Source organism: Vreelandella maris (assembly GCF_013371085.1).
GTDB classification, from domain to species: domain Bacteria; phylum Pseudomonadota; class Gammaproteobacteria; order Pseudomonadales; family Halomonadaceae; genus Vreelandella; species Vreelandella maris.
On sequence record NZ_JABWCV010000003.1, the window covers coordinates 177,040 to 194,301 of the forward strand.

The following is a 17,262-nucleotide window of genomic DNA, read 5'->3' on the forward strand; positions in this document are numbered from 1 at the left end:
AGCGTGCAGTGCTCATAACATCAATATAAAGAGGTGTGTTCATGAAACGCCATACGTTTTCTACCGCTGCTTTCTCCGGTGCGCTACTGGCCGCCGCTGCCTTCGCCTCTCCGGCGATGGCACAGGATGACGAGCAATTCATCACCATCGGCACCGGTGGCCAAACCGGCGTTTACTACGTCGTAGGGCAGTCGATCTGTCGTTTGGTTAATCGTCTTGAAGACGCTGATATTAAGTGTAACGCACCTTCCACCGGTGGTTCTGTCGCCAATATCAATGGCATCAAGTCCGGCGAATTGGACATGGGTGTCGCTCAATCGGATGTCCAGTACCAAGCCTACAATGGTACCGGGAATTTCGAAGGCGAGCCCTATGAGGACCTGCGGGCTGTGTTCCGTGTCCACGGTGAGCCATTGACCCTGCTTGCACGTGCTGATTCAGGCATCGAGACACTCGATGATTTGGAAGGAAAGCGCGTCAATATCGGTAACCCAGGCTCAGGCCAGCGCAACACCATGGAAGTGGTGATGGAGGCCAAGGGTTGGACCGAAGATACTTTCTCTTTGGCATCTCAGCTTGATGCGGCCGAGCAAGCAGCGGCGCTCTCCGATAATAACGTCGATGCCATGGTGTATGTCGTTGGCCACCCCAACGGTTCCATCCAAGAAGCCACCACCACAGTTGATGCTCGTTTGATTCCGCTGAATGACGAAGACATTCAGGGCATCATCGATGAATACCCCTACTACTCCGCATCGGTCATTCCGGGTGGTCTGTATCGCGGCAATGACGAAGATGTCGAAACTTTCGGTGTAGCAGCGACATTTGTCACCACCGCTGAAGCTGACGAAGAAGTTATCTACCAGACTGTAAAAGCGGTTTTTGATAACTTTGATCGTTTCAAGCAGCTGCATCCGGCTTTCGAGAACCTAGTTCCAGAAGAGATGGTAACTCAGGGCCTTTCCGCACCGTTGCATGATGGGGCGGCGCGTTACTACCGTGAGCAAGGCTGGATTGAGTAATCCTTCAGCCTGAGGTGTTGCTACCTTAGTAAGAAATGCGCGGTTACCCCAGGGTGCCGCGCATTTTGGTTTAGAATGTTGATAGGGCACTTAGAATGTTGATAGGGCATTTCGATATGGCAATGATGCGTCAATCGACTCGGAGCAGGGCAGTCATATGACAGAAGATAAGAACAGGCCTTCGGGAGTCGGAGGAGACTTGGAGGATATGGTCGCCTCCAGCGACACGGGAGCCCGCAAACCAGCCGGTATGCCCGGCAAGCTCTTGGTAAGCATTGCGGCAGCGTGGTCCCTTTTTCAATTGTGGATCGCATCCCCAGTGCCCTTCGTTTTGGGTTTTGGCGTGTTTAGTGCCACGGAAGCCCGCTCTATTCACTTAGCCTTTGCGCTGTTCCTGGCGTATATGGCCTATCCGGCACTCAAGCGCTCCCCGCGCGACCGTGTGCCGATCCAGGATTGGGTGCTGGCAGCGGCGGCGGCCTTTTGTGGCGCTTATATGTTCATGTTTTATGAGCAGTTATCGCAACGCCCCGGCGCACCGATACTGCAGGACGTGATTATTGGTATAGCCGGGATACTGCTGTTGCTCGAAGCGACACGTCGAGCGCTTGGCCCGCCGTTAATGATTGTGGCGTCAGTTTTTCTGCTTTATAGCCTGGCTGGCCCTTGGATGCCGGGGATTCTTTCCCATGGTGGGGTGAGTCTCTTTGGTTTGATTAATCATCAGTGGTTAACAACTCAAGGGGTCTTCGGTATTGCGCTGGGCGTCTCAACCAGCTTCGTATTCCTATTTGTGTTGTTCGGTGCTCTGCTCGATAAGGCGGGCGCTGGCAATTACTTTATCAAGGTGGCGTTTTCGCTGCTTGGTCACTATCGCGGTGGGCCAGCGAAAGCCGCCGTGGTGGCCTCGGCCATGACCGGTCTGATTTCCGGCTCCTCTATTGCTAACGTGGTAACCACCGGTACCTTTACGGTGCCGATGATGAAGCGTGTTGGGTTTTCCGCTGAAAAGGCGGGGGCTGTCGAAGTGGCATCGTCGGTCAACGGACAGATTATGCCGCCGGTGATGGGGGCGGCCGCTTTTTTGATGGTCGAATATGTCGGTATTTCTTATGTCGAAGTGATTAAGCATGCTTTCCTGCCCGCGCTAATCTCCTATATCGCGCTGGTCTACATCGTTCACCTTGAGGCCCTAAAAGCCAATATGAAGGGGCTGCAAAGCAGTAACCCACCTAAGCCGCTGGTCAATAAAGTGATCGGCTTCCTTGGTGGTCTGCTGCTGATGATGGTCACCGCGTTGGCAGTCTATTATGGTCTTGGCTGGCTCAAGCCGGTGTTGGGTGAGGCGACGCCCTGGGTGGTGGCTGTTGGGCTTACGGTTATTTATATCGCTCTGCTCAAGCTGGCGGCCGGTTACCCCGAGCTTGAGCTCGATGATCCTAATGAACCGATTTATTCGCTGCCGCAAACCAAGCCCACAGTGCTGGTTGGCTTGCAGTACATCCTGCCGGTGATTGTGCTGGTCTGGTGTCTGATGGTGGAGCGCTTATCGCCAGGGTTGTCGGCGTTCTGGGCCACTGTGTTCATGATTTTTATCATTCTTACTCAGCGCCCGATCACGTCGATTTTTCGCGGACGCAGCGATATGCGTGCGGATCTGCGTGAAGGTGCGATGGATCTATGGAATGGCCTGGTCACCGGCGCCCGCAACATGATCGGCATCGGCATTGCGACGGCTACCGCCGGTATTATCGTCGGTGCCGTCTCGCAGACCGGGGTGGGCCTGGTGCTAGCCGAGGTGGTGGAAACGCTGGCCATGGGCAACTTGATGCTGATTTTGCTGCTTACCGCAGTGCTTAGTTTGATTCTCGGCATGGGGCTACCTACAACGGCTAACTACATCGTCGTCTCGGCACTACTGGCGCCGGTCATCGTCAACTTGGGCGCTGAAAATGGCTTGCTGGTGCCGTTGATTGCGGTACACCTGTTCGTGTTCTACTTCGGCATCATGGCCGACGTTACCCCGCCGGTGGGGCTTGCGTCCTTTGCGGCGGCGGCAGTATCCGGTGGTGACCCTATTCGAACCGGCTTTCAGGCGTTCTATTACAGCCTTCGTACCGCAGCGCTGCCGTTCCTGTTCATCTTTAATACCGACCTGCTGCTCATCGATGTGACCTTCCTTCAGGGGGTGCTGATCTTTGTGGTGTCGACCATCGCGATGCTGATTTTCGCCGCGGCGACCCAGGGCTTCATGATTACGCGCAACCGTTGGTATGAGTCTATTGTACTGCTGCTGATTGCGTTCACGCTGTTCCGCCCCGGCTTCTGGATGGACATGATTCATGATCCCTACGAGTCCATCCCGCCCGCGCAATTTGTCGAAGCATTGGGTGGTGTCGATGAAGACTCGACGCTGCGCTTGCAGATTGCCGGTCTTGATGATTATGGCGATCCCATGACCACTTACATGACATTGCCGGTGCCTGAAGGTGAAACAGGTCAAGAGCGGCTTGATAACTTGGGTATGGAGCTATTTATTGAAGATGGCACGGCGACCGTTGATATGGTGACCTACGGCAGCCAAGCGGCTGAACTCGGTTTCGACTTCGATCAAGAAATCATCGAAGTGTTAGCCCCCGTGAACCGCTGGACGAAAGAGATCATGTGGATTCCTGCCTTCTTGCTCTTTGGGTTGATTGTGTTGATGCAGCGTCGGCGTCGTGATGACACCCAAGCGACCGCCACCGCATGAAGGAGAGTGCCATGTACAGTAAGATCATGTTGCCGGTGGATTTGAACGAGGAGGCTTCCTGGACGAAGGCGCTGCCCACGGCATTGACGCTATGCCGAACTTTCGGCGCCTCGCTTCATGTGGTCACGGTACTGCCGGACTATCGCATGCCCATGGTGGGTTCCTACTTCCCCAAGGACTTCGCCCAAAAAGCGCATGTCGCGATCACCGATGCGCTTCACGCGTTCATCAAAACGAATGTGCCCGATGATATTCAGGTGCAAAGTGTCATTGTGGATGGTTCGCCTTGGGAGGCCATTATCAAAGCCGCTAAGAAACTGGATGTGGATCTGATCGTCATGGCCTCTCACAATAAGCGTAAGTTTGTCGATTATGTGCTCGGCCCTAATGCAGAGCACGTTGTGCACCATGCCAAAATGTCGGTAATGATTGTGCGCTAGACATTCAAAGCGTCACGTAGCAAAACCAAAAACTCCGGGCAGCTAGCCCGGAGTTTTTTATGGCTGGTACCTAAAGTTGGCTACATACGCTTTTGCTAACGCAGCAATTAAATTGGCGTTTTAAGACCTTCTCATGGATTTTTTGTACGCATAACCTTTCAGTCAACGCCTCGTGTCTTCAGGTCAGCTACATTAAGAGAGCATTAAGAAAGCACTGAGAGAATGCACTGAAAATAGTGTTAAGCCATTAAGTTGGCATTAATGCCAGCAGCGCTAACAAGCGCTGATGCTTTGAGGTAAATCCTGAATTCAGGACCTAGTATCAGGTACAACAGGAGTGATGCCATGAATGCGGCTACAACAAAAACAAACCACCATTCAGATCAGCCCAGCGTTAAAATTACTATTAATAAGGTCGGATTGGATCGGCCTAGAGCGTGGTTGGCCGCGGGTGTAGAGGATTTTCGCCGCGCAACGGTGGTCAGTCTTTCGTATGGCATGTTTTGGGTCGGCTTGAGTATTGCTATCACCCTGGGCGCATTCACGCTGGGGTACTGGTATTGGCTGCTACCCATGATTGCTGGCTTTATGTTTATTGGGCCCTTGGTCGCGGTAGGTTCGTATGGCATCAGCCGAGCCTTAGAACGGGGGCAAGTGCCTAACCTGGGGGATGCATTCGGAAGCTGGAGACCCCACGCCGGTCAATTGGCGATGATGGGGGTCATGATGATGATCTTCTTTCTGGCCTGGATTCGTTTGGCTACTCTGCTGTTTGCCCTGTTTTTTGGTTTCGAAGTTCCCAGCCCTGCCACACTGTATACCGCGCTACTGACGACGTCTGAAGGGTTGGGCATGCTCGCTGTCGGTACGGTCGCTGGTGGCATTTTAGCCTTCGGCGCGTTTGCTATTAGTGTCGTGGCGATACCCACATTGATGGATCAAGACTTAACCTTTATGGAAGGGATTGAAGCCAGCGTACGCTGTGTTGCCCGGAACTTTCGCGTGATGCTGTTGTGGGCGGTGATTTTAACGCTGTGTGTGTTGGTGGGTGTGATGACATTCTATATTGGCTTGGCGCTAATCTTGCCAGTATTAGGTCACGCTAGCTGGCATGCCTATGAAGATTTAGTGCGCTTCGACCCGATTGAGAAAATTAGCTCGTAACTCGACTGTGAATAGCGAATAGCGCTTCCATTACGAAAAAAACATTACCCAAAAACAGTATTGAGCCTGACCTATTTAAGGAGATAGCGTAATCTTTATGCTGTCTCCTTTTATTTCTGGGCATTTAAACCAACGGGTCTTTTGGCGTGAGGTGTTGACTGTGAAAGCGTTATTAATGGGGTGGGTTGTGCTGATATTCAGCATTCCCCTAGCGGGACTCGCTGAAACAGCCGATGACTTAGAGGAACCCAGTGGGCCGGTTATTTTGACCGTTAGCGGTAATGTTGGCCTTACGAACGTTGGTAGTGAGGCGCAGTTTGACCGCGCCATTTTAGAGGCGTTACCACAGCACGAGTTCGATACCACCACACCCTGGACAGAAGCTAGTAACCACTATCGTGGACCTTTAATGCGCGACCTACTGGCGCGTTTAAACGCGGAAAGCGATACGGTACACGTCGTCGCCCTGAACGGCTACGAAGCGGAAATACCAGTGAGCGATTTTGAAGAGTATGACGTTATCTTAGCCCTCGAAAAGGATGAAAAAGCTATCCCCATTCGTGAGTACGGTCCGTTATGGGTGCTTTATCCCTTTGACCAGGATGAAGCGCTGTTAAGCGAAAAAATACGCTTCAGGGCGGTATGGCAGGTTATGCATATTGATGTCCGCTAGCGCTTCAACCGTACAGGCTTCCAGCCTGCTGCGTTATCCCCGCCGTTTTAAGCTCGTTGCCATCGTTGCGGTATCGCTATTTGCCGCGGCGTTGGTCGTCGCTACCCTGGCTGCTTGGCGGCAGGAAAATCTCACTCAGAGCCTGCGTGAAGATACCGCCTGGGTGGTTTATAAGCTGGACCGCGATGCGGTACAGCTCTTGAACCATCTATTGGCAGTGACGCGTGAGCCGCTTACGTCCGAGACGCATGATGAGCTAAACCTACGCTTTGAGCTGTTATATAGCCGCATTACGCTGCTCAATGAGGGTGAGGTCAGCACGTTATTGCAACAGATTGGTACTGCTCGGGAATTATTGGGCCAAATCCAGCAACAGCTGGATGTGCTGGATAGTATGTTTTATCCCTATGGTGGGCCTGAAATCGATGGGAGAATTGATCCATTACCGGTGGCGGTGCTGGAAGAGGAATTGCAGGCGCTAACGCAGTTAACAGAGCGTCTGGTTATTGCGATTAATGGCTATTTGGCCGAGTCGGCGACCGAAGAGCGCGCCCAGCTCAGCCTGCTCTACAAGCTCCTCATGTCACTAATCGTCGGAATGAGCTTAGCGGCTTTTCTGGTGATTGCTTTCCTGGTGCGCGAAATGCGCGAAAGTGCGGCGGTCAGGCGCGAGCAGGAGCAATTAGGCCAGCAATTGGAAGTTACTGCCAAACAGGCGCAGGCGGCGAATCAAGCAAAGTCAGACTTCCTCGCCATGGTCAGTCACGAAATTCGTACCCCGCTGAACGGTGTGATTGGAATGAGTGAATTATTACGTGAATCGGCGAGTCCCGCTCAGGTAGAGGATTACGCTCACACGATTCACGATAGTGCCAATCAACTGCTGGCAATGATTAATGAGATCCTCGATTTTTCTAAAATCGAGGCCGGTCACTTAACCCTGGAAACATCGCCTACTGCGTTAAAGCCGCTTATTGATAGTGTGGTGGTACTGCTTGCACCCAGGGCAAAAGTTAAAGGATTGACGTTTACGGTTAACATCGACCCACTGGTACCTGCCTGGGTGTTGGTCGATGCTGCCCGTCTGCGGCAGATCCTGCTAAACCTGATCGCCAATGCGATCAAGTTCACTGACCATGGCGAGGTAAGCGTCAAGGTCTCCTCTACGGTAGAACAGCTATTATTTGAGGTGATCGACACCGGTTGTGGCTTGAGCGAGCAGCAGCAAGAGCGGCTTTTTGAGCCTTTTCAGCAGGCGGATGAGTCAGTGGCCCGCCGCTTTGGTGGAACGGGGCTGGGGCTTGCGATCTGCAAGCGGTTAAGCGAAGCCATGCAAGGGCGGTTAGGGGTCAAGAGCCAATTAGGCCAGGGAAGTACCTTCTGGTGCCAGTTGCCCTTGGTAGCAGTCGATCCTGTTTCAGCGTCACTGCCCGTGATGCCTAAACGCGATTTTTCCGGCACAACGCTGCTGCTGGTGGAGGACAATGCGGTCAACCGCAAAGTCGCCATTGGCTTGTTATCGCGCCTAGGCTGCGATGTGATCTGGGCAGAGAATGGTCATGACGCCTTGGCAATGGCCCAGTCACAGCAGGTACAACTCGTCTTTATGGATATCCAGTTGCCCGATATAGATGGCTTGTTGGTCACTCAGCGCTTACGCGAACAGGGTGGCTGGCTGGCGAATGTTCCTATTGTCGCCATGACGGCAGGCGGCGTTGAAGATGATCGCCAACGCTGCTTGGCTGCGGGCATGAATGATTACATTACCAAGCCACTGTCGCTTTCGGCGTTAAGTAATGTGCTGGCGTTACAGCTTTTTGCCGCTCCCGACACGGCTCCTGTACCAGCATTAGCGGGAACACAAACGCCAACCGAGGAGCCGCCGTTACTGAATGCCGACACTCTCACTATGCTGAAAACGTCACTGGAAGAGTCGAGCCTGAGCCAACTGGCGATGCTTTACCATCAGCAAGTCAGCGATTACACCGAGCAACTGGCTGCTCTGGTGTCAACACCACTGACACCAGAGCAGCACCATCAAGTCATGCGTTTGGCGCACCAGCTGCGAGGTGAGTCAGTGAGCATGGGCGCTGACCAGCTAGCCGAATTGGCGAAGCAGTTGGAGATATTGGCCAAGACAAAGCAAGCCACTGCCCGCCAACTCAATGATGTGTTCAGCACGTTAAGGCTTTCTGCGGCGCAAACCCATGCCGCACTGGAGAGGTGGTGTCGTGACCACTTATCCCGTTGAAAAGGGCATTATTACGGCGGCTAGCCAGCATCCCGACGCTTCCTACGCTGCAGTCGAGCTAGCTTGCGCCCTATGTCACGAGCATTTGGGCTTCGTGCTGTTCTTCTGCAGCGCGGAGTATGATTTAGCGGGGCTGGCGGCCGCTTTAGAGCGAAGCTTTCCCTCCACGCCGCTTAGCGGCTGCACTACCGCTGGGGAAATAACGCCGCTTGGTTATGATCGCGGTTCGATCGTGGCGATGGGCTTTGATCGTCGTTGGTTTGCCATCGAAACAGCGCTGATCGATGACCTGGATCATTTTGAGTTGACCAACGCTCAGCCGCTAGTCGATACCCTATTGGAGCGTTGCCGTCGACAGGCCGTCGCGCCCATTAATGAGCACAGCTTTGCGCTCACCTTATTGGATGGCTTATCGAGTCGCGAAGAGCAAGTGCTTGCCACCTTGGATGCCGCGCTGGGGCGTATACCCAGCTTTGGCGGCTCTGCCGGCGATGATAATCATCTCAGCCATACCCACGTGTACACCGCCGGGCGCTTTCATACCCGGGCTGCGGTGGTAGTGATGATTAATACCCAGCTGCCCTTTGACGTCTTTTCGACTCACCATTTGACCCCAATGGCCCACAAACTCGTGGTGACGGAGGCGAATCGTGAGCAGCGTCGGGTAATCGAACTCAATGGTCTGCCCGCCGCGCAGGTATATGCCGACTTAGTGGGCGTGGCACCTGCGCAGCTCAATGCGGCGATTTTTGCCCATCATCCATTGGCGGTACGCATCGGTGGGCAGCACTATGTGCGCTCCATTCAGCGCGTTAATAGCGATAGCAGCCTAAGTTTTTACTGTGCAGTAGAAAATGGCATCGTGCTAACGGCGATGCAACCAACGCCGCTACTCGATAACCTTGAAGAGATGCTTGCTGGGGTGAGCGCCAGGCTGGGTACGCCTAGCGTGATCATTGCCTGCGACTGCTTTTTACGCCGCATGGAGCTTGAAGCGCTAGCCCATCTAGATCAGGCGTCGCAGCTACTGCGCCAGGCTGGGGTAGTGGGGTTCAATACCTACGGTGAGCAGCACCATGGCATGCATGTGAATCAAACGTTTACGGGGGTGGCGTTTGGATCTCTTCCAGCTAACGACAACCACTGAAGCCACCAATAGCCAGGACGAGGCCGAGGTCGCCGCGCTGCGAGAAGAGAACCGTCGCCTGCGCAAAGTCTGCCAAGCGTTAATGGAGCGGGTCGAAGGGGATGGTAGTGCCGAGGGCGCCCCTTACGCCGCCTTTGAGCGTTCAGTGCTGCTTGCCGAGCAGGTGCGAGAACGCACCGATACCTTGCACCGAACCTTGGATGAACTGGGGCAGGTCAACACACGATTACTGGCGGCCAAAGCCGAGGCTGAAGCGGCCAACCTCTCTAAAACAAAATTCCTTGCGGCGGTCAGCCATGACCTGTTGCAACCGCTCAACGCGGCCCGCCTGTTTGCCAGCGCTTTAGAAACCCACTCACTGCCTGAAAACTCGCAAAAACTAGTGGGCCATATCGGCCGCTCGCTGAAAGATGTGGAAGGCCTGATCGGCACGCTGGTGGATATCTCGCGCTTGGATGCGGGGGTGCTGCGCGCCGATAAATCACCGTTCGCGGTGAGTACACTGCTCGATACGCTGGCTGAAGAGTACCGCCAAGTGGCGGGCGTGCGTGGCTTGGCGTTGCACTATGTGCCCTCCAGTATGATGATTGAATCAGACTTGGCGCTGCTAGCGCGGGTCATACGCAACTTCCTCAGTAACGCGGTGCGCTATACCGAACATGGCCGCGTGCTGCTGGGCTGCCGACGACGCCCTCATGGATTGGAAATTATGGTGGGCGATACCGGGCCCGGTATTCCAGAGCAGCAGCGTGAAGCGATCTTTCTGGAGTTCCGGCGGGTTAACCAGCCCCATAGTGCTAATAGCCGTGGATTAGGGCTGGGGCTAGCCATCGTTGACCGGATCAGTAGCATGTTGGAGCAACCGGTATCCCTTGCTTCCCGCCCCGGTGTAGGGGCGCTGTTCTCGATCACCGTGCCTTACGCGGCGGTCCCATCATCGGCACTGCCCACGCGCTATACCTCACCTTCATCTGAGATAGATGATCCGCTGCAGGGCTGTATCGTCTGGGTGATCGATGATGATTTGGCCATTATTGAGGGCATGCAGGCACTGCTAAGCAGTTGGGGTTGCCGGGTACGTGCGGCCGCCACGGTGAGCGCCCTTGAGGCCGCCAGCGACGGTGAGCGCCCTGCGGTGCTGCTGGTCGATTACCACTTGGGGGAACATCGTGAAACCGGTATCGATCTGGCCGCGCGCTTACAGCGGCGCTATCCCGGGTTGGCCGCCGTGGTCATAACGGCGAATCATGAGGCAGAGATTAAGCGGGCCACCCGTGAGGCGGGCATGCACTGTTTGCTAAAACCGCTCAAACCGCTGCGGCTGCGCATGCTGCTTGGCTCGCTGTTGCATAAGCATTAGTGAGCCCGGTTGGCGCGATAAAAACTTAAATCCTCCTCTCCGGCAATGACGATCGCATGTACCCGACTAGTCGCATTTAATTTACGCAAAATCGCTGAGACATGGGTTTTAACGGTGGTTTCGGCAATCAACAATTCTCGCGCAATATGCTTATTGGACATGCCTTTGGCCATACAGCCCAAGACCATCAGCTGCTTTTCTGTCAGGCGCGCCAGGCGCTCGCTGGGCGTTGTGGCGGTGACGGTCGTGGGTGGCAATGACGCGCGGGGCGCAGGCCGTCGCATGATGTCGGGCGGCAGGTAAAGCTGGCCTTCAAGAATCTGCGTTAAGGCTGCCAGCATTGCTTCCCGGGGCGTAGATTTGGGGATATAGCCCACCGCGCCCAGGGTAATGGCATCCAGCACCAGTTGGCGCTCTTGATGCGCAGAGACAATTGCTACCGGCAGCCATGGAAACACCTCGCGCAGGCGGGTCAGCCCCTCTAGCCCCTCGGCATCAGGCAGGCTTAAATCCAGTAGCAGCAAATCCAACTCCGCATGCTGTTCCACCAACGTCATCGCATCAGCGAGACTCTCCGCTTCCGCCAGTTGGCTGCCTGCCAAACCCCCGCTAATCACGGTTTGCAGCGCATCACGGAACAGCGGGTGATCATCGGCCACTAACAGGGAATACATGGCGTCTCCTACCAAGGGATGAGGGCTAATCCTGCCATCGGGCTATATCGCCATTTGCTTTAGTGAACAACACTGTTTAGGCATCTTAAAAAGGCACCTTTAATAATCATAATACTCAGGAGCATGACAATGATCTACGCCAACCCTGGTGACACCGGTTCACTGGTGTCATTTGAAAAGCGCTATGGCAACTATATCGGCGGCGAATTCGTTGCCCCGGTCAAAGGCCAGTACTTTGATAACATCAGCCCTGTTAATGGCCATGTTTTTTGCGAAATTCCCCGCTCGACGGCAGAAGATATCGATAAGGCCTTAGATGCTGCCCATAAAGCGGCGCCTGCCTGGGGTAAAACCTCGGTTCAAGAGCGCAGCAATATCCTATTGAAAATCGCTGACCGTATTGAGCAAAATCTGGAAATGCTCGCCGTCGCTGAAACCTGGGATAACGGTAAAGCGGTACGCGAAACCATCAATGCCGATATTCCGCTAGCCATTGATCACTTCCGTTACTTTGCCGGCTGCCTGCGCTCGCAGGAGGGCACTGCAGCGGATATCGATGCCAATACGGTTTCCTATCACTTCCACGAACCGCTGGGCGTGGTGGGTCAGATCATCCCCTGGAACTTCCCGATCCTGATGGCCGCCTGGAAACTGGCGCCTGCGCTGGCAGCGGGTAATTGTGTGGTCTTGAAGCCCGCGGAGCAAACCCCCGCATCGATTCTGAAAGTGATGGAAGTGATTGGCGATCTGCTGCCGCCTGGCGTTCTCAATATCGTCAACGGCTTTGGCGCCGAAGCGGGTCAGGCACTGGCCAGCAGCAAGCGTATCGCCAAGATTGCCTTTACCGGCTCCACGCCTGTCGGTTCGCATATTCTGAAATGCGCGGCGGAAAATATTATCCCCTCCACTGTAGAGCTGGGCGGTAAATCTCCCAATATCTACTTCGCTGATATTATGAACGCCGAACCGACGTTTATTGATAAAGCGGTAGAGGGCCTGGTACTGGCGTTCTTTAACCAGGGTGAAGTGTGTACCTGCCCGTCTCGCGCGCTGATCCAAGAGAGCATGTACGAAGAGTTCATGGCCAAGGTGATCGAACGCACGAAAACCATCAAGCGCGGTAATCCACTGGATACCGATGTGCAGGTAGGGGCTCAGGCTTCCCAGGAGCAGTTCGACAAGATCATGTCGTACATGGATATTGCTCGCGACGAAGGCGCGGAGTTCCTCACTGGCGGCAATAAAGAGACCATGGACGACAGCCTTAACAGCGGTTACTACATTCAGCCCACGCTGCTGAAGGGTACAAACCAAATGCGTGTCTTCCAGGAAGAAATCTTCGGCCCCGTCGTGGCGGTCACCACGTTCAAAGACGAAGAGGAAGCGCTGGCGATTGCCAACGACACCGAGTTTGGCCTGGGCGCAGGTGTGTGGAGCCGCGACATGAACGTCGCTTTCCGCATGGGCCGCGGCATTCAAGCCGGGCGCGTATGGACCAACTGCTACCACCAGTATCCTGCTCATGCGGCTTTCGGTGGCTACAAGAAATCCGGTGTGGGTCGTGAAACCCACAAGATGGCGCTTGAGCACTACCAGCAAACCAAAAACCTGCTGGTCAGCTACGATATCAATCCGCTGGGCTTCTTTTAACGCCTGACGTTTTGTAACTCAATAGCCTCCCGGCGCTGTTTGCCGGGAGGCTTTTTTGTAGCCCCGACTTGCCTGGGTAGCACTTTCTAATCAGCCCTTTCTAGTCAGTCGTTCCTAACCAGCGGCGTGACATACGCTCTGCATGGGCAAGGTTGCTAACCACCGCTAATTTACCCACTTCGCGCTGAATACCCGCACGCTTTATTTTTAGCGCCATGCGCGGCGGTAGCCCAACAAACATCACTCCCACGCCTTGCTCGGCTAATTCACGGCGCAGTGACTCCAGCGCCACCATCGCAGTAGTATCCAGGCTAGGCACATCTCGCATATCCAAAACGACGATTCTCACGCTGTGATCAATGATCCGCAGCGTAGCAATGGCTTTTTCTGCGGCGCCAAAAAACAGCGGGCCGCTAATTTTGTAGAGCGCTACTTCTGGCGGGAACTGTTCGCCAGTGCTGGGTGAGGAAAGGCGCTGGGTATGGGTTAGCTGCGCCATTCGGCGAATGAACAGCGCGGCGGCTAGGCCAATGCCGACGGCCACGGCGATCACCATGTCGAAAATAACCGTCAGTGCGAAACAGATTACCAATACCCATACATCGCTGGCAGGCGCGCTTTTTAGCGTGTGCATAAAATGCCGCGCTTCACTCATGTTCCAGGCAATAATAAACAGCAGCGCGGCCAACGCAGCCATCGGTACATACCCCAACACGCCCGCCAGCGCGACGACGGCCAGCAGCACCACTAACGAGTGCACCAGCGCAGCGACAGGTGAAAACGCGCCACTTTTGATATTGGTCGCGGTGCGTGCCAGTGCGGCCGTAGCGGTAATACCGCCAAAGAAGGGCACCACCAGGTTGCCGAGTCCTTGGCCAATCAGTTCTGCATTGGGGTCATGGCGGGTGCGGGTTAGGCCATCTGCGACGACGGCGCACAGCAACGATTCAATCGCAGCGAGTAAGGCGATCGCCAGTGCCGGACCCAGCAGCGCTTGAATCAACGCAAAGTTAATCTCAAGCGGTGAGCCGTCGGCACCAGGGAAATGCCATGGAGCGATAAAGCTGGGCGCAAAGGGAGGTATGCCGCTACCGCTTTCATCTTCGAACGACCAGCGAAACCGTGAAGCGATCGTATCGACCTCAATACCTCCCATCAGCAGCAGGGCGGCGGCTAGCGTGCCCGCCGCTAAACCTACCAAGGGAGCAGGAACCGGCGTATTCAGGCGCGGCCAGACTAACAGCGTTGCCAAGGTCACAAGTCCTACGCTAATTTCCGACAGCGACAGGCTCGGCAGTGCTCGGCCAATCGCCATCACGTTATGCACGGTGCTGTCGCCTAACGCTACGCCAGCCAAGCCAAGAAAGTCGGGCAGTTGTAGCAACGCAATGACCACCCCGATACCGGCGGTAAAGCCAAGAATGACCGGGTAAGGCATGTACTGAATGAGACTGCCCAATCGCGAAAGGCCCAGCGCGACCAAAATAGCGCCCGCCATAAAGGTGGCAATCAGCAGCCCACCCAAGCCATGGTTGGCAACAATCGGGAAAAGAATAACCACAAACGCAGCGGTGGGGCCGGAGATGTTAAACCGCGATCCACCAGTTAGCGCGATCACCGCCCCTGCCACAATGGCCGTATAGAGCCCGTGCTGGGGCGGTACCCCAGTGGCAATCGCCAGTGCCATGGAAAGCGGCACGGCAACGACGCCAATCGTCAGCCCCGCCATCACGTCGCGCTTTAATTTACCCAGCGAATAACCTTCACGCCAGGCGTTGAGTAACGCACTGCCAGGCATCGGGAAAACGTACCCCGAGGGTCGATGCGCGCGGGACATGTGGCCAGCCTCCTAAGTGTTAGGGAAAACAGGCTACTACGCTACGCCTACCCTGGAGTTCCCACAACAAAGCGTTTTTTCAGAGCCGTTCGCGCACAGACAATCCCGGCGCGCAGGCCGGGATTGTCTGTGGGGTTAAACAATAATGCCGTTACATTTGGGAATCTTCAGGCGGCTCCCCAATCGTACCGGGCATTGCCTGCACATGGCCCATCTGCTGGCCCGCCAGAGTGAGGAAGTGCAGGTGGCGCTCATATTCGCAGACCAAATCACCAATCACCTGACCGCGGGTGTAGCCGTTAAGATCCTTATCCTGCCCGCCTTCAGCCAAGTACACATCCAAGCGTACATAGAAGTCATCATCCGCCGGGATAAAGCTCGGTGTACGCATGCGGTGCGGGCACACTTGGTAAACAAAGCTAGTGGCTTCGCCGAAGTCGACCTGGAGGGTCAAGTTCGGTAGCGCCTCACCCTCAACGTGCTCTTCAGTCACATTGGCGGTTTGGCCACGGCTCTCAAGCTCTTGAGCGAACTGGGTCATTGCCGGGCGAATCGCATGCTCAATGGTGGCCGCCGCACCGGCGCGATTAGAGGTATCCAAAGCGCGATCCAAGCGCTCTTTCCAATCGCCACCTGGGGCGCTACCGGCAATCATACGGCGTGCATCGGCCTTGCTGCCTTCCATTTTCAGGGCTTTATACATGCCCACCATGACCGCGAAAATCACCAGCGAGAACGGCAGCGCGGTGATGACCACGGCACTCTGCAACGCATTCAAACCGCCTGCCATCAGCAGGGCAATAGTGATCAAACCAATCGTCGCCGACCAGAAAATACGCAGCTTCACCGGCGCATCGTGGTTCACATCGCTCAGGATAGAGGTGAAGTTGGCAAGTACCAGCGCACCGGAATCTGCTGAAGTAATAAAGAACACGATACCCAGTACGGTCACGACCGCCGCGGTAAGGCCCACATAGGGGTAGTACTCAAGCAGCGTGTAAAGCGTGGTTTGCGGCGTATTGAGCGCTTGTTCACCCAACTCGGCAACGCCTTGATTGGCGACTAGCTCAATACCGCTATTACCAAATATCGACATCCACACCATCATAAAGGCCAGCGGAATAAACAGTGCACCAGCGACGAATTCACGAATGGTACGGCCACGGGAGATCCGCGCTAGGAACAGGCCTACAAACGGTGTCCAGGCAATCCACCAACCCCAGAAGAAGATCGTCCACCACATTTTCCACTCTTGGGCGCTTTCATCGGTAAAGGCGTAGGTGTCAAAGCTGGCACCGACAAACCCAGAGAGATAATCACCGGCGTTATTGACTACTTTATCCAGCAGTACCAGCGTGTCGCCGGAAAAGAGTACAAACAGCATCAGCGCCAACGCCAGCAGCATATTGAACTCTGATAAGCGACGAATGCCTTTCTCAACCCCAGTGACCACGGAAATCGTTGCTAATACGACCACCAGCACAATCAAGATCACCTGCACGGTGAGGGTTTCCGGCACACCGAACATATAGGTGAGGCCGTAGTTAAGCTGCATCACCCCGATGCCGAGACTGGTAGCAATGCCGAATACGGTGGAGATGACCGCCGTGATATCCACCGCGTTACCAATCGGGCCGTGGATACGTTTACCGAGGATCGGGTAAAGAGCACTGCGAATTGCCAGCGGCAGGCGGTGGCGGTAGCTGAAGTAAGCCAGCGCCATACCCATCAACACGTACAGCCCCCAGCCGGAGAGCCCCCAGTGCAGATAGGTTTGAACGACGGCGTTACGCATCGCTTCCTGGCTTTCCGGGGTTAAATCCGGCGGCGCTAAGTAGTGAGCTACCGGTTCGGCAACGCTGAAGAATAGCAGATCGATACCGATACCCGCGGCAAACAGCATGGCCGACCAGGAGAGTAGCGAGAACTCAGGCCGAGAGTGATCAGGCCCCAGGCGAATACTGCCAAAGCGCGACATACCAATGGCGACGACGAAAACCAAGTAAGCCACGATGGCGAGCATGTAGTACCAGCCAAAGGTTTTGCTCACCCAGGCAAGCCCGGCATCGAAAAAGGCGCCAGCTTGCTCGGTAAACAGCATAGTGAGCACTAAAAAGATAAGTATGCCCGCCACGCTGCCGTGGAAAACCACGGGATTGAGGCGGTCGCGGGAGGGAAGGACGGGATTGTCTTTCGCCATCGAGGTGGACTCCTTTTCGTTGAAGGGTGGATGTAATATTTTATTTTGAATGAACGTTCAAATAAAATACGCGATTAAACCTTCCCCTTCAA

12 protein-coding genes are annotated in these 17,262 nt (G+C 54.9%); 9 read left to right on the top strand and 3 right to left on the bottom strand.

Features of this window, described 5'->3' with window-relative positions; genetic code table 11:
• Window positions 1-41 precede the first annotated feature (41 nt).
• The 8 genes from HUO07_RS03520 to HUO07_RS03555 all read left to right on the top strand — a co-directional run bounded on the left by HUO07_RS03520 (window position 42) and on the right by HUO07_RS03555 (window position 10,809).
• A complete protein-coding gene (locus tag HUO07_RS03520; RefSeq protein ID WP_176302393.1) occupies window positions 42-1,022 on the top strand; it encodes a TAXI family TRAP transporter solute-binding subunit in 981 nt (326 codons plus the stop codon).
• A 157-nt stretch (window positions 1,023-1,179) separates the two neighbouring features.
• Window positions 1,180-3,774 carry a TRAP transporter permease gene (locus HUO07_RS03525; protein ID WP_035586009.1) on the top strand — a complete coding sequence of 865 codons (2,595 nt, stop codon included), beginning with the start codon at window positions 1,180-1,182 and terminating at the stop codon, window positions 3,772-3,774.
• A gap of 11 nt (window positions 3,775-3,785) precedes the next feature.
• Window positions 3,786-4,214: a universal stress protein gene (locus HUO07_RS03530; RefSeq protein WP_176302394.1), complete on the top strand. Its 429-nt coding sequence runs from the start codon at window positions 3,786-3,788 to the stop codon at window positions 4,212-4,214.
• A 345-nt stretch (window positions 4,215-4,559) separates the two neighbouring features.
• Window positions 4,560-5,378: a DUF2189 domain-containing protein gene (locus tag HUO07_RS03535; RefSeq protein ID WP_008956022.1), complete on the top strand. Its 819-nt coding sequence runs from the start codon at window positions 4,560-4,562 to the stop codon at window positions 5,376-5,378.
• 97 nt (window positions 5,379-5,475) lie between these two features.
• A complete protein-coding gene (locus tag HUO07_RS03540; RefSeq protein ID WP_176302395.1) occupies window positions 5,476-6,051 on the top strand; it encodes a putative pterin-binding protein in 576 nt (191 codons plus the stop codon).
• A complete protein-coding gene (locus HUO07_RS03545) occupies window positions 6,041-8,302 on the top strand; it encodes a hybrid sensor histidine kinase/response regulator (protein WP_176302396.1) in 2,262 nt (753 codons plus the stop codon). The genes HUO07_RS03540 and HUO07_RS03545 overlap by 11 nt, the downstream gene beginning before the upstream one ends.
• Window positions 8,283-9,449: a nitric oxide-sensing protein NosP gene (gene nosP, locus HUO07_RS03550; protein WP_340162485.1), complete on the top strand. Its 1,167-nt coding sequence runs from the start codon at window positions 8,283-8,285 to the stop codon at window positions 9,447-9,449. Before HUO07_RS03545 ends, nosP begins: the two co-directional genes overlap by 20 nt.
• Entirely contained in the window at window positions 9,418-10,809 is a 1,392-nt protein-coding gene (locus tag HUO07_RS03555; protein ID WP_176302398.1) for a hybrid sensor histidine kinase/response regulator, read from the top strand. The genes nosP and HUO07_RS03555 overlap by 32 nt, the downstream gene beginning before the upstream one ends.
• On the opposite strand, the gene HUO07_RS03560 is transcribed toward HUO07_RS03555, so the two are convergent.
• Entirely contained in the window at window positions 10,806-11,483 is a 678-nt protein-coding gene (locus tag HUO07_RS03560) for a response regulator (RefSeq protein WP_101147483.1), read from the bottom strand. The genes HUO07_RS03555 and HUO07_RS03560 overlap by 4 nt on opposite strands.
• Window positions 11,484-11,612: 129 nt before the next feature.
• Between HUO07_RS03560 and exaC the strand changes: the two genes are divergently transcribed.
• On the top strand, window positions 11,613-13,133 hold the full coding sequence (gene exaC / locus HUO07_RS03565) for an acetaldehyde dehydrogenase ExaC (protein ID WP_176302399.1): 1,521 nt from the start codon (window positions 11,613-11,615) through the stop codon (window positions 13,131-13,133).
• A gap of 100 nt (window positions 13,134-13,233) precedes the next feature.
• Here exaC and dauA read toward each other — a convergent pair whose 3' ends face one another.
• Together dauA and betT are read right to left on the bottom strand one after the other, a co-directional pair.
• On the bottom strand, window positions 13,234-14,970 hold the full coding sequence (dauA, locus tag HUO07_RS03570; RefSeq protein ID WP_176302400.1) for a C4-dicarboxylic acid transporter DauA: 1,737 nt from the start codon (window positions 14,968-14,970) through the stop codon (window positions 13,234-13,236).
• 151 nt (window positions 14,971-15,121) lie between these two features.
• Entirely contained in the window at window positions 15,122-17,170 is a 2,049-nt protein-coding gene (gene betT, locus HUO07_RS03575) for a choline BCCT transporter BetT (RefSeq protein WP_176302401.1), read from the bottom strand.
• Window positions 17,171-17,262 lie beyond the last annotated feature (92 nt).

Coding starts and splice junctions, on each gene's coding strand:
- exaC (WP_176302399.1), top strand. CDS start 11,613: ATGATCTACGCCAACCCTGGTGACACCGGTTCACTGGTGTCATTTGAA.
- HUO07_RS03540 (WP_176302395.1), top strand. CDS start 5,476: ATGCTGTCTCCTTTTATTTCTGGGCATTTAAACCAACGGGTCTTTTGG.
- dauA (WP_176302400.1), bottom strand. CDS start 14,970: ATGTCCCGCGCGCATCGACCCTCGGGGTACGTTTTCCCGATGCCTGGC.
- HUO07_RS03525 (WP_035586009.1), top strand. CDS start 1,180: ATGACAGAAGATAAGAACAGGCCTTCGGGAGTCGGAGGAGACTTGGAG.
- HUO07_RS03530 (WP_176302394.1), top strand. CDS start 3,786: ATGTACAGTAAGATCATGTTGCCGGTGGATTTGAACGAGGAGGCTTCC.
- betT (WP_176302401.1), bottom strand. CDS start 17,170: ATGGCGAAAGACAATCCCGTCCTTCCCTCCCGCGACCGCCTCAATCCC.
- HUO07_RS03545 (WP_176302396.1), top strand. CDS start 6,041: ATGTCCGCTAGCGCTTCAACCGTACAGGCTTCCAGCCTGCTGCGTTAT.
- HUO07_RS03520 (WP_176302393.1), top strand. CDS start 42: ATGAAACGCCATACGTTTTCTACCGCTGCTTTCTCCGGTGCGCTACTG.
- HUO07_RS03535 (WP_008956022.1), top strand. CDS start 4,560: ATGAATGCGGCTACAACAAAAACAAACCACCATTCAGATCAGCCCAGC.
- HUO07_RS03560 (WP_101147483.1), bottom strand. CDS start 11,483: ATGTATTCCCTGTTAGTGGCCGATGATCACCCGCTGTTCCGTGATGCG.